Here is a 19,880-nt window from a genome sequence, read left to right as displayed (position 1 = left end):
CAGCAACACCCCAACCCACAAGGAACAGCTGTGCCGCAAAGTACTCCCACAGATCTCCAGAGCTCCAAGGCCTCATCTTCAGCCTCGGACTCCAACCTCAGCGCCGAGGGATACCAGAAGACCCTGAGCCGCCGCCACGTCACCATGATCGCCATGGGTGGCGCTATCGGCGTCGGCCTCTTCATGGGTGCCGGTGGCCGCCTGGCCTCCACCGGCCCGGCCCTGATCTTCTCCTACGCCATTGCCGGCGTCATCGCTTACCTGCTGATGCGCGCCCTCGGCGAACTCATCATGTACCGCCAGACGTCCGGCTCCTTCGTGAGCTACGCCGGCGAAATGTTCGGCAAGAAGGGCGCGTTCCTTTCCGGCTGGATGTACTTCATCAACTGGGCCATGACAGGCATTGCCGAGCTGATCGCCATCGGCCTGTACTTCCAGTTCTTCTTCCCGAACGTGCCCATTGAACTGTCCGCGATCGCAGCATTGGTGCTGCTGGTTGCCGTGAACCTGTTCAGCGTCAAGGCGTTCGGCGAGTTCGAGTTCTGGGCATCCTGCCTCAAGGTCGCGGCGATCGTGATCTTCCTGGCCGTTGGCACTTTCATGGTTGTCACCAACGCCAAGGTGGGCGACGGCAACGCGTCCGTCGCCAACCTCTTCCACGAAGACGGCGGCATGTTCCCCAAGGGCGGGCTGGTGATGATCCTGGTCCTCAACGCCGTGATCTTCGCTTACAACGCCATCGAGCTCGTTGGTATCACCGCAGGTGAGATGGAAAACCCGGAACGCGAAGTTCCCAAGGCGATCCGCGCCGTCGTGGTCCGTATTGTGGTCTTCTACGTTGGTTCGGTGACGCTGCTCGCAATGCTGCTGCCGTCCGACCAGTACGTCGCCGGCACCTCGCCGTTCGTTACTGTGTTCGGCCAGATGGGCCTCGGCTGGATGGGCGATGTCATGAACATGATCGTCATCACTGCCGCGTTGTCCTCCTGCAACTCGGGCCTGTACTCGATCGGGCGTATCTTCCGCACCATGGCCAACAACGGCCACGCCCCGCAGTGGCTCACCAAGATGTCCACCCGCTACGTGCCGTACGCAGCCATTCTGGCGATCGGCGGCGTCTACCTTGCGGGCATCCTGCTCAACATTTGGCTGGGCGGCTCGCACGCGTTCGACCTCGCGCTGAACACCGCGTCCATTGGTGTGATCTTCACCTGGGGATCCATCTTCGCGAGCCAGATTGCCTTGCGGAAGAAGCGCGGCAACGTCTCCAGCCTGCCGATGCCCGGTTCGCCGTGGACCAGCTGGGTGGGGCTCATTGCCTTGCTGGCGATCACCGTGCTGATCGGTTTCGATTCCATGACCGACAAAGAAACCGGCGAGGTGTTCCTGCTGGGCCTGTGGACCCTCGCGACCATCCCGTTCTTCGCCCTGGTCCTGTGGCTCGGCTGGCAGAAGGTCAAGAACAACGAACCCAAGAGCGAGCTCTTCAGCTAAGACTCGTCTGGTTTCCTGCGTTTCAAACGTACGACGGCGCGTGCCTCCTTCCGGGGGCACGCGCCGTTTTCGCGTTGCGAGGCCCGCTTTGCGCCCTATTCCTGGCGCAAAGGGTGCAGAGCGGGCCCCACAACGGGAGGGTTTCGTGTTGTGGGGCCTGCTCTGCGGACTAGCCGAGCTTGGGGATTAACACCGGTGTGCTCTTCTTGTAGGCCTCGTACCCGGCTTCGCCGCCCCAGGTCTTGTCGGCCTTCTTCTCCAGAAGGGGAATGCCACTGACCTTGGTGAGCAGGAGGGTGACGAAGATCGGGGAGATCAGCGCAACCCACTGCCAGCCTTGGAGCACCGGAATCGCGATAATGGCTACCCCGGTCCACAGCAGGATCTCGCCGAAGTAATTGGGGTGCCTGGACTTGGACCACAGCCCGGTGGAGATGAACTTTCCCTTGTTGGCAGGGTTGGCCTTGAACCGGCTCTTCTGCAGGTCCGCCACGATCTCGATGACGAATCCTGCCGCCCACACCACGAATCCGAGGATGGCCAGCCAGTCCAAAGCCACTCGGTTGGTGCTGGTGATGGCCACCCATGCCGCTGCCGCGGTGAAGACCACCCAGAGTCCCTGCATGGTCCAGACGTTCAGGAAGCGGATGAACGAGGGCTTGAGCTCGTCGAAGCGATCGTCCTTGCCGGCTTTGTGGATGCGCCGCGACAGGAAGGTGCCCAGGCGAAGGGCCCACGCGGTAACCATGGCCGCGAGGAGCAGCGAGCGTGCATCGATTCCGGGGGTGGCCAGCACCAGGAGCACCGTGATCACCACGTAGGTCAGTGAGCCGGTGAGGTCGAAGAACTTTTCCGTCTGGGCTTTAAAGGACGGGATGAAGACGATCCATTGAATGATGAAGGCCGCGGCGACTGCTGCCGTATAGAGGGGAATGCCAGCGAGGCCTTGCCCATGGTGGCTTCCAGCCCAAGCGACGAGCGCCCCCAGCAGCACTACTACGGGAAGGGCAATCAGGCCCTTCCTGTCTGAATCCTTCACGGCGCGGTTCCTTTCGCAGTGGTTCCCCGTAACGTCTCATCGAGGTTTACCTAGCCTGTTTGATGTTCAATCTAATTTGATTACTATATAACCATGCAAAACCATCAGAAGGCTACCGGAGGGCTGGACCACCCGGCTTCCCGGACCCTGCAAGGTCTCTTCAGCCTCGCGAATGAGACCGAACGTGAGGTTGCCCGAACGCTGGGCCTCAACCTCACTGACTACAGGGCGCTGACCGTCCTGGCGGACTCCGGACCCGTCACTGTCGGAGCGCTTGCCGCGGAACTGGGCGCGACGGCGGCCACCACCACTGCGCTGGTCAGCCGCTTGGAATCACACGGTTATGTTGAACGCATGCGCAGTACCGAAGACCGGCGCCAAGTGCGCGTCAACGTCACCAGCGCAGCAGCCGGCAAGGTCAAGGACCTGATGCTGCCATTGCTGTCCGCCGCCAGCCAGCAGCTGGACGCACTGCCCCCCGAACGCCAGGCCTTCGTCACGGACTTCCTCGACGCCGTCCTGAACCTCATGCAGGACCACCTGCAGTCGATATCAACAGAGGGTGCCCGTTGAGAGAATTCACCTCCCCGCCGGTGGTTGACGCCGCCAACCACCGCAATGCCACCGAATTGCTCATGGAACGCGTGCGGACAAGCCCAGGGCATATCGCTTTCGAAGTCCGCTCGGCCGGTGCTGCCATCACCGATCCGTGGCGGCAGGTCACCACGGAACAATTCGTCGAAGAAGTCCGGGCCCTGGCCAAAGGCTTCATCGCCGCAGGCATCCAGCCAGGTGAATCCCTGGCCATCATGTCCCCCACACGGTACGAATGGGCACTGGCCGATATGGCCGCCTGGTTCGCCGGCGCCGTCGTGGTTCCTGTCTATGAAACCTCGGCGGCACCGCAGGTGACGGCGATTCTGGCTGACGCCGATGTCAGGCTTGCTGTGGGCGGCACGGCAGAGCACGCCGCTTTGCTGCAACAAGGCTTCAACGATGCTGGAATCGAGGCTTTGGGGATATGGACCATCGATGCCAGGCCCGGAGCGGACCTGGCAGACCTGGTGGAGGGCGGCGCCGGAATCCCGGATCACGCCGTGGAGGAGCGTCGCCTGCTGGCAGACCTCAATACCGTGGCCACCATTGTCTATACGTCGGGCACCACGGCCGCGCCCAAGGGTGCACTGATCACCCACGGCAACTTCGTGGGGCAGGTCCTGAACGTTGCAGGAGCCTACACCGAGGTGGTCCGTGAGGGCGGGAACACCATCATCTTCCTGCCTATGGCCCATGTCCTGGCGCGCGGGCTCCAGCTGATCTGCCTGGCCAACGGCATGCGGATCGCCCACCTTTCCGATCCCCGCGACGTGGTGCCCGCGCTGGGTGCGTTGAAGCCCACGTTTTTGGTGGTGGTCCCGCGGGTCCTCCAGAAGATCCAGGCATCGGCCGCGGCCGCCGCAACACAAAAACGGCTGGGGCGCGTGTGGGCTTCGGCGCAAAGTACGGCAGTGGAGTGGGGCCGGTTTGCCGAAGCGCACGACGCCGACCCTACTGTCCGTGCCTCTGCAGGCCTCCGCATTCGCCGGGCTCTGTTCGACCGTCTTTTTTACGGCCGGCTGCGGAAACTGGTGGGCGGGCGGCTCGATTACCTGCTCTCCGGCGCCGGCGCGCTGGATGCGGAACTGTCCCTCTTCTTCCGCGGCCTCGGGCTGCCCGTGATCGAAGGTTACGGGCTGACGGAAACCACAGCCCCCCTGACGGGGAACCTGCCGGGCGCCATCAACTCGGGGTCGGTGGGCGTCCCCATGCCCGGTACCACCGTGCGTCTCTCAGACCAAGGTGAAGTGCTGGCCCGCGGTGTGGGCGTCTTTGCCGGCTACCGTCGGCAGGCAGACAACGCAGACGCGTTCGTCGACGGCTACTTCCGGACCGGGGACCTCGGCGAGCTGGACCATCTGGGCCGGCTCACGTTGAAGGGCCGGATCAAGGACGTGATTGTCACCGCCGGCGGGAAAACGATCTCCCCGGCCATTTGGGAAGGCTACGTTGAAGGCGACCCGCTGGTGGCCCATGCCGTGATGGTGGGGGAGGGGAAACCCTATCTCGGCGGGCTGGTGCTCCTGGACCCCGAATCCTTGGCCGCATGGGCTGAGCGCGAAGGGATATCCGATCTGAAGGGCCTCCGGATCCCCGACGACGGCGGCGCAGTCCAAATCGACGACGTCCGGCTTCTCGCCGTGATTGGCCAGGCCGTCAGTGCCGCCAATGCGAAAATCGCCCGCTCAGAGCAAGTTCGCCGGTTCGCCTTGCTGCTGACTGACCTCACCGAAGCCAACGGGATCGTGACACCCACCATGAAACTCAAGCGCGGAGCCTTCACCGAGCGAGCCCGCCATATCGTTGACAGCCTCTACACAGACACCCGGCGGCAGGGATGAGCCAAACCATGAAAAGGTGGCTCCTGTCTTACGCCCTGGCCGCGGTGATCTTTGCCGTGATCGACGTCGTATGGATCGTCACCGTGGCGCAGCGGCAGTATCAGAGCCAGATGGGGCATCTCCTGGCGGCCAGCCCGCAACCCCTCGCAGCTGTGCTGTTCTACCTCGTCTTCGTTGCCGGGATCGTGCACTACGGGGTACGGCCGGCGAAGGCGGACATTGCGCTGCGCGGGCGGATTCTCGGTGGCGCGCTGTTTGGGTTCTTCACGTACACAACCTGGGCTCTGACGGCGCTCGCTGTCCTCAAGGACTTCCCGGCACTGGTGGCCGTGACGGACATCGCCTGGGGTGTTGGTGTCTGCGCTATGGTCACGTGGCTCACGGTGGTGCTGCTCCGAAACGTGCTGAAGGGGCGCCCGGCGTCGTAGGCCTTTTCGGTTGGGACTGTCAGGGGTCGGGTCTAGGCTCGATGTATGGAACACACCACCACCCTGACGCAGCACATTAAGGCAGGTCCGGAGAAAGTCTGGGCCGTTATCTCGGACATCCCGGGCTCGGCCGGCACACTCTCCGGCATCGACTCCGTCCAGTTGCTCAGCGAAGGTCCGTACGGCGAAGGCACGCGCTGGAAGGAAACCAGGACCATGATGGGCAAGCAGGAAACCGTCGAAATGTGGGTTGCCCAGGCTGACCCGCCGCGCAGCACTACCGTGAAGGCGCATCAGGGCGGCGCTGACTACACCTCGCGCTTCACCCTGTCCGAGCGCGACGGCGGTACGGACCTTACGCTGACGTTCGGCGCCGAGGTCCTCAAGCCGTCGTTCCTCAGCAAGGTAGGTATGGCGCTCTTCGGGAAAATCGGCATGAGCATGACGCGCAAGGCCCTCGCCAAGGACCTGACGGAGATCGCAGCAAAGGCGGAATCCCTCTGATGGCGGCTGCGAAGGTTGCGGCCCCTAAGATTTCACCGCTCCGTTTGGAAGAATTGCGCGACGACGACGCTCCGGACTTCCAGCGTGGCGAACGGTATGACGGCGTCAGGTGGACCAAGGTTTCTGCCGACGGAGAGGAACTGAGTGGCTCCGACTTCATTGAATGCGAATTGAACGGTGTCTCCTTCAATGAGGCGCAGTTGCGGGGTGCAACGTTCCGCGAGTGCATTCTGGCCGAGCCGTACGCGCCGGTCTTCACCGCCGCGCGGAGCTCCTGGCAGGACGTGGAAATCAGCAACCCTCGATGGGGCTCAGCTGAACTTTATGAGGGGAACTGGCGCTCGGTCCGGATCGACGGCGGCAAGCTGGACTATGTGAACCTGCGCGGCTCCAAGCTCATGGACCTCCAGATCTCGGACTGCATCATCAACGAGCTGGATCTCGGTGGCTGCGCAGGCACCAGGATCGCCCTGAAGAATTGCACTATCGGCACCTTGGACGTTACCGGGGCAAAGCTCAAGGATGTTGATCTGCGGACCTCGGAGTTCCGTGGCATCAACGGATTGGCCGGGCTGGCGGGGGTTGTTATCGATGACTACCAACTCAGCCTCATGGCACCCCTCCTGGCTGGTCACCTCGGGATCCGGGTGGTGTGATCCCGGGTTTCCGGGACTGCTTCGGTTCCTGTGCGGGCCGGTGCAACAGATGACGTCAGCTGTTGACCGTTACGCCGGGCCGTGTAATCTTTATAGAACGAACGGTCGGTATATTATTCCAGACCGGTCCCTTTCACTTTCGCGAAGGATGTTCTCATGGTCGAGGCTTTTCTTGTTGGCGGCGCACGTACGCCTGTAGGTCGCTACGGTGGGGCACTGTCCTCCGTTCGCCCGGACGATCTCGCAGCACTGGTGGTCCGGGAAGCAGTGGCGCGTGCCGGCGTCGATCCTGACTCCATTGACGAGGTGATCCTCGGCAACGCCAACGGCGCAGGCGAGGAAAACCGGAACGTGGCCCGTATGGCCACCATTCTTGCCGGACTTCCCCTCCACATTCCGGGCATCACCGTGAACCGCCTGTGTGCCTCCGGCCTGAGCGCCATCATCATGGCCAGCCACATGATCAAATCCGGTGCCGCGGACATCGTGGTGGCCGGCGGCGTCGAATCCATGAGCCGCGCCCCGTGGGTTCAGGAGAAGCCCACCACGGCGTTCGCCAAGCCCGGACAGATCTTCGACACCTCCATCGGCTGGCGCTTCGCCAACCCGCTCTTCACCAAGGGCGAGCTCTCACGCGACGGCAAAATGACCTATTCCATGCCGGAAACGGCTGAGGAAGTAGGCCGCGTGGACAAGATTTCACGTGAGGATGCTGACGCCTTTGCCGTCCGTTCGCACCAGCGCGCACTGGCAGCCATTGCGGGCGGTCGCTTCAAGGAAGAAATTGTTCCCGTGACGGTCAAGACCCGGAAGTCCGAGACCGTGGTGGACACCGACGAAGGACCCCGCGAAGGCACCACCATGGACGTCCTGGCCGGGTTGCGGCCCGTTGTGCCCGGCGGATCCGTGGTCACGGCCGGCAACTCGTCCACGCTCAACGACGGCGCCTCGGCCATCATTGTCGCGTCGGAAGCTGCCATCAAGAAGTTCGGATTGGTGCCCCGCGCCCGTATCGTCGACGGTGCTTCAGCGGGTTGCGAGCCCGAGATCATGGGCATCGGTCCCGTCCCGGCCACGCAAAAGATCCTGGCACGCACTGGGCTCACCGTGGACCAGTTGGGCGCGGTGGAACTCAACGAAGCTTTCGCCACGCAGTCGCTGGCCAGCATGCGCCGTCTCGGCCTGGATCCCGAAATTGTGAACAACGACGGCGGCGCCATCAGTTTGGGGCACCCTCTCGGTTCCAGCGGCTCACGGATCGCGATCACGCTGCTGGGCCGCATGGAGCGTGAACTCGCCTCGGTTTTCGGGCCGAAGCTGGGGTTGGCCACGATGTGCATCGGCGTTGGACAGGGTACCGCAATGCTGCTGGAAGGCGTGTAATGGCACTGAACCCGGAAGACTTCACCACCCTCCTGCTTGAGGAACGCGACGACCGCCTCACTGTCCTGCTGAACCGTCCCGAGGTCCGCAACGCGATCGACCAGACCATGGTGGACGAGCTTCACCAGGTGTGTGCTGAACTGGAGCGGAACCCCAAAGTACTGATCATCGCCGGGACGGACGGGGTGTTCGCTTCCGGCGCCGACATTGGGCAGTTGCGCGAACGACGCCGTGACGACGCCCTGCAGGGTATCAACTCCACCATCTTTGTCCGGATCGCCAAGCTGCCCATGCCCGTCATCGCGGCCTTGGACGGGTACTGCCTGGGCGGGGGCGCTGAACTCGCCTATGCGGCGGACTTCCGCATCGGGACTCCGAGCGTCAGGATTGGTAACCCGGAAACCGGCCTGGGAATCCTCGCCGCGGCAGGTGCCAGCTGGCGGCTCAAGGAACTCGTGGGTGAACCAAAGGCCAAGGAAATCCTCCTGGCTGGTGCCGTGCTTCGCGCCGAGGAAGCCTTGCGGATCAGCCTCATCACCGAAATCCATGAAGCCCCTGAGCTTATGGAGGCGGCGCACAAACTGGCCGATCGGATCGGCCGCCAGGATCCCTTGGCGGTGCGCATCACCAAATCCGTGTTCCACGCTCCGGCCGAAGCCCACCCGCTGATCGACACGCTGGCCCAGGGAATCCTTTTTGAGTCCCAGGCCAAGTTTGACCGGATGCAGGCTTTCCTGGACAAAAAATCGGCGAAGGCTACGCAAGACACGGACGCATCCGCCACCTCCGCTCCGACTTCCGGCAACAACGACAGGACCCAGAAATGACCGAAGCTCCCGCCATCCCGCACGTCGTAGGAGTATTGGGCGGAGGCCGGATGGGTGCCGGCATCGCCCATGCCTTCCTCGTCAAAGGAGCCACTGTGATTGTGGTGGAACGCGATCACGAGGCAGCGGCCGGAGCGCAGGGCCGCGTTGCTGAGGCCGTGGCCAAGTCTGCTGCCCGCGGGACCCTGAACGAAACCCCCGACCAGGCGATGTCCCGTTTCAGCACCTCCACGGACTACGAATCCTTCATCCACTGCGGCCTCGTGGTGGAGGCCGTGCCTGAGGACTACGACCTCAAAGTGTCGGCGCTGAAAGCTGTGGAGGAGCACTTGTCCGCTGATGCTTTCCTGGCATCGAACACGTCCTCGCTCTCCGTCACCGGCCTCGCCAACGAACTCCGCCGCCCGGGGAACTTTGTGGGGCTGCACTTCTTCAACCCAGTCCCGGCCTCCACCCTCATCGAGGTGGTGCTGGCCAAGGAGACGTCTCCCGAACTCGCTGTTGCGGCGAAAATCTGGACTGAGGCACTCGGCAAGACCGCCGTCGTCGTGAATGACGCGCCCGGGTTCGCTTCCTCGCGCCTGGGTGTGGCGATTGCCCTCGAAGCGATGCGCATGGTGGAGGAAGGCGTGGCATCGGCTGAAGACATCGATGCCGCCATGGTGCTTGGCTACAAACACCCCACGGGCCCCCTGAAAACTACCGACATTGTGGGCCTGGACGTCAGGCTGGGCATCGCCGAATACCTGCATTCCACGTTGGGTGACCGTTTCGCTCCGCCACAGATCCTCCGCGACAAAGTGGCTCGGGGTGAACTCGGGCGTAAGACGGGCAAGGGTTTCTTCGACTGGAAAGACTAACGCCAGCGGACGGTTAAGCTAACCGGGTGACTTCAATCCAACCCATCACCCTGACCGGAAAATTCGTAACGCTGGAACCGTTGAGCCAGGAACACCATGACGGGCTGGTGGATGCAGCCCACGACGGTGACCTCTGGAAGCTTTGGTACACCTCGGTCCCCACCCCGGAAGGCATGGCGGGTGAAATCGATCGCCGCTTGGATTTGTTGGCGAAAGGCTCCATGGTGCCTTTCGCCACGCGCTCCAACGCCACCGGCAAGCTCATCGGCATGACGACGTACATGAACATCGACGCCGCGACCCCTCGCGTGGAGATCGGTTCGACGTGGAACGCTGCGTCTGCACACGGCACGGGAACCAACCCGGATTCCAAGCTGCTGCTCCTGCGGCACGCCTTCGAGACACTGGGCTGCCCGGCCGTGGAGTTCCGCACGCATTGGCTGAACCACCAGTCCCGTGATGCCATTGCCCGGCTCGGCGCCAAGCAGGACGGCGTCCTCCGGAACCACTCGCGCAGCACCGACGGAGCGCTGCGCGACACCGTGGTCTTTTCCATCCTCGAGCACGAATGGCCCGCCGTGCGCAACGGACTGGAGTTCCGGTTGTCAAAGTACGGCGCGTAGCCACGAAGAGTGGGGTGTGTGTGCGGCGAGGGGTGAGCTCTCGCCTGTAAGTGTTCTCGTTACTCCCGAGAGCTAACCCCTCGACGGCTCGCAGGTGTGCGTGTTGCTCACGACGGCAGGTGCTCCCCGGCCAACGCACTCCGAACCGACGTCCACGATTTGAGCACCTCCAGCACCGCGGGGTCTCGTTCTGCCAGGATCGCTTGCTGGTAGGAGTCCTCCAGCAGCGAATCCACGGAAATCCGGACGCCCTTGGAAGCGCTGAGAATCGCGGACTCCACCATGGCCAGGCTCATGATGTTCTGATGAACCCGTCCCATAGGCGTGCTTCCGGTGCGCACAGCGGCCACAAAGTCCCGCAAGGACCCGGCGATTTCCTGGCCAGGATCCTCTGACTCTGCGGCATCGCCGGAAGCAGGGACAGAGGACACCGGCTCGTTGTCGCCGTCCCAGAGAATAGTTCCGTGCTCACCGCTGATACGCCACGAAGCATTCCATGAGGTTTCCTGGCCCGGGCTGCACCAACTGCCCGTGAAAACAAACCGCCCGCCGCCGGTCATCTCGAAAATGGCCGTGGATCCCGCATCACCGCTGTACCAGCTCCAAGAGGGGTTGTACTCCTCGCAGAAGACGGACACGGGGTCGGCGTCGAGAAGGAACCGGGCCATGTCGAACTGGTGGATGGCCATATCCAGCAGGAGCGGGTGATCCATGGCGTCGCGGAATCCGCCGAAGTGCGGGGCTTTGAAGAACTCGGCCGAGACGATGCCCACTGAACCCAGGGTCGACGACAATCGTTTTGCCGCGAACAAGTGCTTGTTGTACCGCCGGGATTGGCTGACCATGAACAGCTGGCCGTGGAGTTCGGCGGCGGCGGCCAAGGACAGTCCTTGCGCCACAGTCGAAGCTACCGGTTTTTCACCGAGGACCGGCAAGCCTGCGGCCAAGGCTTCGGCGGTGACCGGATGGTGCGCGGCCGGGGTGGTGACGTTGATGACTGCCTGGGCTCCGACGTCGGACGCCAACCGGGCGGTCCCGGTACCAAGGGGGAGGTCGGGGCGGCCCACGGATGCCGCCGCCTCAGCGGCAGCCGCAAGGTCCAGGTCAACGATGCCCACCAGCTCAACCAGCGGCGACGATTCAACAGTTCGAAGCCACGCGCGGCCCATGCCCCCGGCGCCTACAACGATGACGCGAAGGGGAGTACCGTCGTCGGGATTCGTGGCGAAAGGCGGGTTCACGCGTTGGCCCCCTGGTAGCTCTTGCCGTTGAAGAAGTCGTTGGTTTCGTAGCGGAGCAGCTCCGGAACAGCGCGTTCCGGGCGGTCGGTGACGGCCCATTCCACGGCGTTGGCGATCACGCGCCGGACGTCCTTGTGGTGGTAGACGGGGTAGTCCTGGTCGCCGGGGCTGAAGAAGAAGATTTTGCCGTGGCCGCGGCGGAAGGTGCAGCCGGAGCGAAACACTTCGCCGCCACTGAACGAGCTGATGAACACGAGTTCTTCAGGGGTGGGGATGTCGAAAAACTCGCCGTACATTTCCTGCTGCGGGATCTCGATCGGGTGCGGGATGCCCTTGGCGATGGGGTGGGTGGGGTCTACCGTCCATACGAGTTCGCGGTCTTGCTCGGAGCGCCAACGCAGGGTGCAGGAGGTTCCCATGAGCTTGGTGAAGATCTTGGACCAGTGACCGGAGTGCAGCACGATCAGCCCCATTCCGGCCAGGACGTGACGGTGGACGCGCTCCACGATCTCGTCCTCTACATCGCCGTGGGACATGTGCCCCCACCAGGTCAGGACGTCGGTGTTCGCGAGGACTTCCTCGGTGAGGCCGTGGTCGGGTTCGTCCAGGGTTGCGGTCCGGACCTCGACGGCGGCACCCAGGTTCTCTTCGATGCCCGCCTTGACGGCGCCGTGCATGCCGTCCGGGTAGAGGCGGGCCACCAGTTCGTCGCGCTTCTCGTGGCGGTTCTCGGACCACACGGTGACACGGATGGGATTGCTGTCAGTCATGATTTCTCCTTTGTAAGTGTGTGTGCGGTCTACTTGACCGCACCGCCGGTGGTGCCGGCGGCGATGTATTTTTGGGCCGCGACCAGCAGGACGATGGCCGGGACGGAGGCGAGTACCGCCGTCGCCATGACCGAACTCCAGTCATTCACGTAGGCACCGATGTACTGGAAGATGCCCAAGGTGACGGGCCGGACGGCTTCGGTGGTGGTGAGGGTCAGTGCGAAAAGGAAGTCGCTCCAGGCGAACAGGAAGGTGAAGAGACCCGCGGTGATCAGGGAGTTCCGGCTGAGTGGAAGGACGATCGACCAGAACGCCCGCAGGTGGCCTGCCCCATCCACCCGGGCCGCTTCGATCACTGATGCGGGCATGCCGTTCATGAAGGCCCGGATGATGAGGATGGCGAACGGGATCCCGTGGGCTGAGTCAGCCAGGATCAAGCCTGGGATGGAGTTCAGCAGGCCGAGGTCGTTGTACGCGGTGTAGAGGGCGTTGGCCACCACGATCCCCGGGATCATCTGGCTGATGAGGATGGCGAACAGGACCACACCAGCGCCTCGGACCTTGAAGTAGGCCAGCGCGTACGCGGCCGGCGCTGCGATGGCAAGGCTCAGTGCCACGCTGCCCAGTGAGATGATGAGGCTGGTTCCTAGATTGCCTGCTTGCTCATTGATGGCGGTGGAGTAGCCGGTGAAGTCGGGCTTCACAGGGAACCACGAGGTTTCCAGGGTGGTGCCGTTTGGTTGCAGGGAGGCGTTGATCATCCAGTAGACGGGGAAGAGCATGACGGCCAGGAAGAAGATGGCCAATGCTGTGTAGCCCCAGTTTTTGCGGCCCGTTGGTTTCGGGCCCATGGCCTTTCCACCGGCGCGCCGGAGCGTGGGTGCTTTCAGTGCCGTTGTCATGTTGTCCTCACTCGTCCACTGCGCGTCGGCTGGCCCGCAGGTACAGGACTGCGAAGACCAGGGAGATGATCACCAGCACGTTGCCCAGGGCCGCACCTTCGCCGAATTTGAATTCGTGGAAGGAGAGGTTGTAGGACTGCGTCGCGATGGTTTGGGTGGAGTTGGCCGGCCCGCCATTGGTGAGGCCCAGGATGATGTCCAGCACTTTCAGGGTATATACGACCCCAAGAACCAGCACCACGCTGACTACAGGCCGCAGCATGGGCCACGTGATGTGGCGGAACGCCTTCCATCCGGTGGCGCCGTCCAAGGAGCCGGCTTCGTAGAGCTCGTCCGGGATTTCCTGCAGCCCGCCGTAGAGAATGGTCAGGTTGAACGGGATGCCGATCCAGATGTTCACGCCCACCACGGCAATCAGCGCCAGGGATGTGCTGGTGAGCCACGGTATGCCGGTATCGATGATGCCGAGGTCTCCCAGGAACCGGTTCAGCGCACCGCTGTCCTTATCCAAAATCCAGCGCCACACAGCACTGGACACGATCAAGGGAAGGAGCCACGGGAGCAGGAGCAGCGATCGCAGGATGCCGTTGAGCGGGAACTTGCGCTGGAAGAAGATCGCCAGCGCCAGGCCGATCACGAACTGGCCCAGAATCGAGCCGATGGTGAACAAGGCGGTATTCAGCAGCGAGGTTGAAAACAACGACGACGACAGCACAGTTACGTAGTTGGCGAACCCTACCCATGGGGCTTCTCCGGTGAAGAACGTGGAGGTGGTGTACTCCTGAAAACTCATAATGACGTTCTTGACTACCGGGTAACCGAAGAACAGCGTCATATAGACCACTGCGGGAACCAGGAACAACCACTGGAAGATGCGTTCGCGGCGTTGGCGGGTGCGACGCCGGGGTGCCGGCTTTTGGGTGCCGGTACCGTGAGCCTTCGCCGCCTCGCCGGTAGCCTGCCCCCCTGAATGAGGTAAATCAGTTGCTAAAGACATGGAGGCTGCCTACTGACCCTGGGCTTGCTTGAGGGCGTCAGCCGGTGAAGCATTGCCCGTCAACGACGTCTGGATGGCCGTGTAAATCTTGGTAGCCTGCGCCGGCCATTCTTCTCCGAGTTGTCCAGTGCGAGCACGGGCGGTCTTGATCAGCTCGGTGAACGTGGCGAGCTTGGGGTTGTCGCTGGCGAACTTGTCCGAGAGCGTGGTCTTGGAGGGGATGGTGTTGCGGGCCGTCGCCATAGCCAGCTGGTTTTCGTCGCTGTTGAGGCAGGCCACCATCTCTGCGGCTTTGGCTTGCCGGGCTTTGTTTCCGGTCTGAGGAACCGTCCAGACTTCGCCGCCGAGCGGGGCCACTGATGTCTGCCCGGCTTCTCGGACAGGGATCTTCACTACGCCGTATTGAAGCGAGGGCTCCTTATCCAAGGCCGGGATCTGCCACGGCCCGTTGACCATCATGGCGGCTTTGCCTGCCAGGAACTGGTCTTTGACATCAGCCTGGGTCCAGTTGAGCGCGGAAGACGAAACCGAGCCACTCTTCACAAGGTCGGTCCACAGTTGCAAGGCCTGCTCGGTCTCCTTGGTGTCGATCTTCTTCTCATCGCCGCCGTTGGACCACATGACGGGAAGGAACTGCCACGTGCCCTCATAGGTGGGGTTTGCGTTGAAAGCCAGTCCATACTGGTCGCCCGCGGTGAGCTTCGCGGAGGCATCCTTGAGCTCATCCCATGTGGTGGGCGGAGTGACGCCGGCCTTGGACAGGATGTCCTTGTTGTAGAACAAAGCGATGGTGTTCACAGTGGGCGCCAGGCCGTAGACCTTGTCCTTGTACGTGCCTGCGCTCAGCACGCCTTCCGCGAAGTCCTCGGTGCTGACGTTGAAGTCGGCCAGGGGAGCCAGTGCTCCTGTGGCGGCGATCTGTTGGAGGTCTGGGTTGTCCAGCATGAGGACATCGGGCAGCGTCTTGGAAGACGACTGCTGGAGAACCTTGGAAATGAGGGACTTGCCCGGAACGGTTTCCCGCTTCACGGTCACGCCCAACTGGGTGCCGCATTTGGTCAGGGCGGCCCCAATGAACGACTTGTCCGGCTCGTTGTTGTAGTAGTCCATCACGGAGATTTCGGTGACGGCTTCTGTTGATGAAGCTGCAGTGGAGCTACCGCAGGCTGAAAGAGCCAGGGGCAAACCGATCAAGGCAACTACGGCGAGAGCTAGTGGACGGCGTGTCCTTTGTGCTGACTTCATTGTCTGTTCCTTTTGTGGGGATCGATTTATCGATGCGTATCGACGATGCGCATCGATGATTTCGGAATCGAGGTAGAGCAGGTGGTTACAGAGGGTGTTTAGCTGCCGTTGGGTGGGCGGAGCGTGCTTGCACGGTGCGTAATGACCGTAGGTACAAGTTCCAGGGATTCGTGTGGTCCCTGGTTCTCGGCTTCGAGGAGGTCGCAAATAATCTTCACCGCGCGGCGGGAAACTTCAGCCGGGCGGAGGTCAATGGTGGAGAGGGGAATGGGCTGGAGTTCTGCAAGCGTTGGAGATGCGCTGCCGATGACTGAGACATCTACGCCTGGCGTGAGTCCTCGGGCGGCCAATGCCCGACGCAAGATGTCTTGGACTGTACGGTCCGGTGCAATGAACGCTGGCTTGCCGTGGGTTGCGGCCAGTGCTTTATCCACGGAGTCGGTGATGATGCTGACGTCCGCGCCGCCTGGGAAGTGCTGAACCGTCACCTCCAGGCTCTTGGCGGCCTCATCCGCTCCGCCCATGAACCGTTCCACGTAATTTACATGCCGGTTCACCACTGCCGGCTGCCAGTCGATGATTGAAATGACGTCGTGCCCGGCTTTGGCCAAGTCCCGGACGCACTGATCGCCGGCCATTTCGAAGTCCGCGTCGATGCACACCAACCCGGACGGGTCGCGGGGGATGCCGATCAGTAGCACCGGCACGTTCAGGCTCCGCGCGATGGGGAGCCGTTCGTCCTCGTCCTCAACCTGCATGAGGATCAGTCCATCGCAGATTTGTTGACCGACGACGCGACGCAGCCCGGCGGCCCCCTCGTCTTCCGTCACCAGCAGAATGTCGTGGTCATATTGCCGTGCCGTGGAAGCGATTACGGAGACGAACTCCATGATCGAACCCATCTCCAGTTCAGGGATGAACGGAATGACCAGGCCGATCACGTGGGTCCTGCGCCCAGCCAGGGCTCGTGCCCCAGCGTTGGGCTGGTAGGTGAGCTGCTCTATGGCGTCCTCAACCTTTTTCCGGGTCTTCTCGGAGATGGGCCGCTTGCCACTCAAGACGTAGGAGACCGTGCTTTGAGCTACTCCGGCGGCCTGGGCTACGTCCTTGCTAGTGGGCATGCTGGCCTCCTTTTGCTCGCTGCTGAACAGTTGTGATGGTTGTCGATACGTATCGTCGATGCGCATCGAGAATGAGTATGACATGGGTCACTCGGGCTTCGCAAGGGTCTTGCCTGGTTCGATTCCCGAAACCTGCTCGCTAAGTCCCTCTCGCTTTGCACGCCGGGGGGTGGGTTCTCGCCTGTTTGTGCCCTTGTTACCCGCGAGAGCTGACCCTTCGGTGAGGGTGGTGGGGTGTGCGTGTGCCGAGAGGTGGGTTCTCGCCTGCTTGTGCCCTCGTTACCCCCGAGAGCTCGCCCCTCGGGCCCCTGTCAAGGCCTGTTGCCCACGCGCCATCAGGCGTATTCTAGCCAACACATTGCCCCGGTATGCGGCCGAGTGGTGGGGCGAGCCGTGACCTCCGCTCTTTCGGAGTGCCGGAGCCCCATTTGAGGAGTACGAAGGGGAAATCATGGCAACTCATCAAGCACGACGACGGCTGGCGGCTTTAGTGGGAGGGCTCGCTGTCGTGGGACTTTCGTTGGGATTCGTTGGGAGTCCTGCCAATGCCGCACCGCCACCATCAGCTGACTACGTGGCGCTCGGTGATTCGTACACGGCGGGGACTGGCGCAGGAGGGCTCTACCGGGACGCCCTTTGCTGGCAGAGCCACCCTGGCTATGTGGACGTGGTTGCGGATACTGGCCGGGTCAACTTACTTGAGAACCTCGCTTGCCACGGAGCCCTGCTCGTACCCGGGGGTCCTTTTTACAACGGTGCACCGTCCGTAGTTGAACAGATCGCGTCCGGCCAAACCGCACTCCGAAATGCCGAGTTGGTGAGCATCACCGCCGGCGCCATCGATGCGGGAAGCCTTTTGGCGCTTCAGGCTTGCGCGACTCCGGACACCGTGACGTGTGCAGGGACCGTTAACGCGATCATCGCCAACCTCCCCGTGCTTGAGGCCGGACTTGAGGGTATCTACCAAACCACTCAAGCTTCGGCTCCGCAGGCAACCATTGCTGTCATGGGCTACCCGCGACTTTTTGATCCCGTCAATGGTGCGCCGGTCATTCCTGTCCAGAACCAAGAAAAGGTCAATCAGGCCATCGACGCTCTGAACTCAACCATCGCCAAGGCGGTCGCTGACAGTAGGACCAACGCGAAGTTCATTGACGTCACTAAGAGGTTCGCCGGCCACGCTGCGAATTCCCTGGTGCCGTGGATCGTCCTGGACTTCAGGCTGCCTCTCCCGGACGCCAACTTCCATCCAAACATTGCAGGGCATCAGGCATACGCAGCCGCGCTGGTCTCCGCCGTCAAGCCGGCCCAGTTGGCCAAGCGTTAGGTCTACGCGTTCGTCGAGGAGCGGGCTTTCGGCAGTATGCACGCTCGAAAGTGCTGAGAGCCAACCCCTCGGCGGTACCCTCACGCACTTATCCTCAATGTGCTTAGCTGGCTCCTATGGAAGGAACCACGTCAGCTCACCAAGCCGTTCGCTGGGACGGTGCAGTCAACGCCTGGAGAATTGCCGGGGACGTCTACCGGATGGGCCGGCACGAATGGGTCACCGAGACGGGTTGGCAGCAGATGTACGACGACGGCGTCCGCACCGTGATCGATCTCCGCGCCTCCCGGGAGCGTCGCCAACGCGACACCGATCCCGAGGTGCCAAATGACGTGAAGGCGCGTATCGACGTCGTCCATTGCCCCACTGAGGATCCGGACCACAGCGACTTCAATGAGTTGTTCGGCCCGTATCTGAAGGACCCGGCGCAGTACGGTGACTATTTGCATCTTTTCGGGGAGAAGATCGCGGCGGTTTTCAAAGCGATAGCTTCTTCGCCGGGGAAGGTGGTGGTTCATTGTTCGGCGGGCAGGGACCGCAGCGGGGTGATCGCGCTGATGCTGCAGCGGCTGGCGGGTATGGGTGACGAGGACATCGTTCGTGGCTACGAGCTCGCCGCCCGTGGGATCAACGAGCGGCATCGAACGCATGGCGCCCCGCACGCCCATGATCCGTACCTCTCTGACGACGAGCTTGAGGCCCTGTTGGCGCAGCGGCGGGCGGGCCTGCGGGACTTCCTTGGTTCGATCGACGCGGTGGCTTTCCTGGCGGCCAACGGGGTCTCTGAGCTGGAGATCGCGGCGGTTCGGGCGAAGCTGGTCCCTGCGCTTCCGCGCGCTGCTAACATGCAGGATTGATCACACTTGCCGAACGGAACGGACCTGCCATGAATGCTGGTGCCCGCGTCACCATCGTGACCCGAACCAAGAACCGCCCGCTTTTCCTGGCCCGGGCCTTGGACGACATTTTCGCCCAGACGTTCCAGGACTTCGAGTTGGTGATTGTGAACGACGGCGGCAACCCGGCCGACGTCGATCGCCTCACGTCCCAGCGGGCCGACGGCGAGCGGGAGCGGATCACCACGCTCCACCATTCCGAGTCCGTGGGGATGGAAGCGGCGTCGAACGCGGGTATCAAAGCCGGATCCGGTGAGTTCATTGTGATCCATGATGACGATGACTTCTGGGCCCCGAACTTCCTGGAGAGCACCGTGGCTTACCTGGATGAGCCTGCGCATGGAGCCGAAAGCGGCGTCATGGTCCGGACCGAGATCGTCATCGAGGAACTGGTGGGGGACCGGATTGAGCCGATCCGCCGTGAGCTCTTCTGGGCGGGTATGCAGCAGATCACCCTTGCGGACATGCTGAAGATCAACCGGGCCGTTCCCATTTCCTTCCTGTACCGCCGGAGCCTGCACGATGCTGTGGGCTACTACAACGAGGACCTCCCCGTGGTGGGCGACTGGGAGTTCCACTTGCGCACCCTCAGCCACTCGCGCGTGGGGTTTATCGACGGCGAACCGCTCGCGTTTTGGTCTCAACGGCCGGAGTCCGAGGGACATGATGGCAACAGCATTTTCGCAAAGGCCGCCGAACATGCCCGCTACGATGCCTTGGTCCGCGATGAGCATCTTCGCGATGGCGTCGCCCAGGGAGGGCTTGGCGGGATGCTGTACCTGACCCGCGTCCTGGCTGAGCAGGAAGAGCTCATCCGCGCGCAGGAGCGTCGCCTCGACGAGGCAGGTGCCAAGCTGGACCATGTTCTGGAGCGGCTGGATGCCCTGAACCAGACGGTCATTGCCCGGACCAGTGTGGGGGAGTTCCTCAAGAAGCCGCTGTTGTTGGCGAAGAAGTTGGGCGGCAAGGGCTAAGCCTCCCCGCAGGGACGTCCCGGATAGGGGCGTCCCGCAAAATAACTGCTGTACTCCTCCGGGCATTCATGTACCCTGTATATATTACCGAACGGCCGGTCAGTAATGTTGGCTCCAGCCAGCAATGACCGTGCCGATTTCACGTGCCTTGGAAG

General features: G+C 62.5%; 20 protein-coding genes. 13 read left to right on the top strand and 7 right to left on the bottom strand.

Going from position 1 to position 19,880, the window contains the following annotated elements; all coding sequences use genetic code 11:
- Nucleotides 1-30 precede the first annotated feature (30 nt).
- A complete protein-coding gene (locus tag AYX22_RS17175; protein WP_207594466.1) occupies nucleotides 31-1,494 on the top strand; it encodes an amino acid permease in 1,464 nt (487 codons plus the stop codon).
- 169 nt (nucleotides 1,495-1,663) lie between these two features.
- Here AYX22_RS17175 and AYX22_RS17170 read toward each other — a convergent pair whose 3' ends face one another.
- Nucleotides 1,664-2,533: a DUF1295 domain-containing protein gene (locus AYX22_RS17170; RefSeq protein ID WP_207594465.1), complete on the bottom strand. Its 870-nt coding sequence runs from the start codon at nucleotides 2,531-2,533 to the stop codon at nucleotides 1,664-1,666.
- Nucleotides 2,534-2,626: 93 nt separating this feature from the next.
- On the opposite strand from AYX22_RS17170, the gene AYX22_RS17165 reads away from it, so the two are divergent.
- From AYX22_RS17165 to AYX22_RS17125, 9 genes are all read left to right on the top strand, one after another.
- Entirely contained in the window at nucleotides 2,627-3,106 is a 480-nt protein-coding gene (locus AYX22_RS17165; protein ID WP_207594464.1) for a MarR family transcriptional regulator, read from the top strand.
- The gene (locus AYX22_RS17160) at nucleotides 3,103-4,971 is read left to right on the top strand and encodes an AMP-dependent synthetase/ligase (protein ID WP_207594463.1); all 1,869 of its coding nucleotides are present in this window, start codon (nucleotides 3,103-3,105) and stop codon (nucleotides 4,969-4,971) included. Before AYX22_RS17165 ends, AYX22_RS17160 begins: the two co-directional genes overlap by 4 nt.
- 8 nt (nucleotides 4,972-4,979) lie before the next feature.
- A complete protein-coding gene (locus tag AYX22_RS17155; RefSeq protein ID WP_242703380.1) occupies nucleotides 4,980-5,399 on the top strand; it encodes a DUF2177 family protein in 420 nt (139 codons plus the stop codon).
- 45 nt (nucleotides 5,400-5,444) lie between these two features.
- On the top strand, nucleotides 5,445-5,903 hold the full coding sequence (locus tag AYX22_RS17150; RefSeq protein ID WP_207594461.1) for an SRPBCC family protein: 459 nt from the start codon (nucleotides 5,445-5,447) through the stop codon (nucleotides 5,901-5,903).
- The gene (locus AYX22_RS17145; protein ID WP_207594460.1) at nucleotides 5,903-6,559 is read left to right on the top strand and encodes a pentapeptide repeat-containing protein; all 657 of its coding nucleotides are present in this window, start codon (nucleotides 5,903-5,905) and stop codon (nucleotides 6,557-6,559) included. Before AYX22_RS17150 ends, AYX22_RS17145 begins: the two co-directional genes overlap by 1 nt.
- A gap of 156 nt (nucleotides 6,560-6,715) precedes the next feature.
- Nucleotides 6,716-7,942 (top strand): acetyl-CoA C-acyltransferase, encoded by a 1,227-nt coding sequence (locus AYX22_RS17140; protein ID WP_207594459.1) that lies wholly within the window; start codon nucleotides 6,716-6,718, stop codon nucleotides 7,940-7,942.
- On the top strand, nucleotides 7,942-8,769 hold the full coding sequence (locus tag AYX22_RS17135) for an enoyl-CoA hydratase/isomerase family protein (RefSeq protein WP_207594458.1): 828 nt from the start codon (nucleotides 7,942-7,944) through the stop codon (nucleotides 8,767-8,769). The genes AYX22_RS17140 and AYX22_RS17135 overlap by 1 nt, the downstream gene beginning before the upstream one ends.
- Entirely contained in the window at nucleotides 8,766-9,629 is an 864-nt protein-coding gene (locus tag AYX22_RS17130) for a 3-hydroxyacyl-CoA dehydrogenase family protein (RefSeq protein ID WP_207594457.1), read from the top strand. Before AYX22_RS17135 ends, AYX22_RS17130 begins: the two co-directional genes overlap by 4 nt.
- Before the next feature lie 26 nt (nucleotides 9,630-9,655).
- Nucleotides 9,656-10,252, top strand: a complete 597-nt coding sequence (locus tag AYX22_RS17125) for a GNAT family protein (RefSeq protein ID WP_207594456.1) — start codon at nucleotides 9,656-9,658, stop codon at nucleotides 10,250-10,252.
- A gap of 107 nt (nucleotides 10,253-10,359) precedes the next feature.
- On the opposite strand, the gene AYX22_RS17120 is transcribed toward AYX22_RS17125, so the two are convergent.
- From AYX22_RS17120 to AYX22_RS17095, 6 genes are all read right to left on the bottom strand, one after another.
- Complete coding sequence (locus tag AYX22_RS17120; protein WP_207594455.1) at nucleotides 10,360-11,493, bottom strand: Gfo/Idh/MocA family oxidoreductase; 1,134 nt, start codon at nucleotides 11,491-11,493, stop codon at nucleotides 10,360-10,362.
- Nucleotides 11,490-12,263 (bottom strand): ThuA domain-containing protein, encoded by a 774-nt coding sequence (locus AYX22_RS17115; protein ID WP_207594454.1) that lies wholly within the window; start codon nucleotides 12,261-12,263, stop codon nucleotides 11,490-11,492. Before AYX22_RS17115 ends, AYX22_RS17120 begins: the two co-directional genes overlap by 4 nt.
- Before the next feature lie 29 nt (nucleotides 12,264-12,292).
- Nucleotides 12,293-13,165 (bottom strand): carbohydrate ABC transporter permease, encoded by an 873-nt coding sequence (locus AYX22_RS17110; RefSeq protein ID WP_207594453.1) that lies wholly within the window; start codon nucleotides 13,163-13,165, stop codon nucleotides 12,293-12,295.
- 7 nt (nucleotides 13,166-13,172) lie between these two features.
- On the bottom strand, nucleotides 13,173-14,162 hold the full coding sequence (locus tag AYX22_RS17105) for a sugar ABC transporter permease (RefSeq protein ID WP_207594452.1): 990 nt from the start codon (nucleotides 14,160-14,162) through the stop codon (nucleotides 13,173-13,175).
- Between the two features lie 9 nt (nucleotides 14,163-14,171).
- Nucleotides 14,172-15,407 carry an extracellular solute-binding protein gene (locus tag AYX22_RS17100; RefSeq protein WP_207594451.1) on the bottom strand — a complete coding sequence of 412 codons (1,236 nt, stop codon included), beginning with the start codon at nucleotides 15,405-15,407 and terminating at the stop codon, nucleotides 14,172-14,174.
- Between the two features lie 98 nt (nucleotides 15,408-15,505).
- Nucleotides 15,506-16,528 carry a LacI family DNA-binding transcriptional regulator gene (locus AYX22_RS17095; protein ID WP_207594450.1) on the bottom strand — a complete coding sequence of 341 codons (1,023 nt, stop codon included), beginning with the start codon at nucleotides 16,526-16,528 and terminating at the stop codon, nucleotides 15,506-15,508.
- Between the two features lie 451 nt (nucleotides 16,529-16,979).
- On the opposite strand from AYX22_RS17095, the gene AYX22_RS17090 reads away from it, so the two are divergent.
- From AYX22_RS17090 to AYX22_RS17080, 3 genes are all read left to right on the top strand, one after another.
- A complete protein-coding gene (locus AYX22_RS17090) occupies nucleotides 16,980-17,855 on the top strand; it encodes an SGNH/GDSL hydrolase family protein (protein ID WP_207594449.1) in 876 nt (291 codons plus the stop codon).
- Between the two features lie 116 nt (nucleotides 17,856-17,971).
- Entirely contained in the window at nucleotides 17,972-18,712 is a 741-nt protein-coding gene (locus tag AYX22_RS17085; RefSeq protein WP_207594448.1) for a tyrosine-protein phosphatase, read from the top strand.
- On the top strand, nucleotides 18,709-19,725 hold the full coding sequence (locus AYX22_RS17080) for a glycosyltransferase family 2 protein (RefSeq protein WP_242703379.1): 1,017 nt from the start codon (nucleotides 18,709-18,711) through the stop codon (nucleotides 19,723-19,725). The genes AYX22_RS17085 and AYX22_RS17080 overlap by 4 nt, the downstream gene beginning before the upstream one ends.
- Nucleotides 19,726-19,880: the final 155 nt, after the last annotated feature.

The sequence above is a fragment of the Arthrobacter sp. D5-1 genome (assembly GCF_017357425.1).
Classification (GTDB): domain Bacteria; phylum Actinomycetota; class Actinomycetes; order Actinomycetales; family Micrococcaceae; genus Arthrobacter.
Note: the sequence above shows the minus strand (reverse complement) of the source record. Positions and strands in the feature narration are given on the sequence as shown.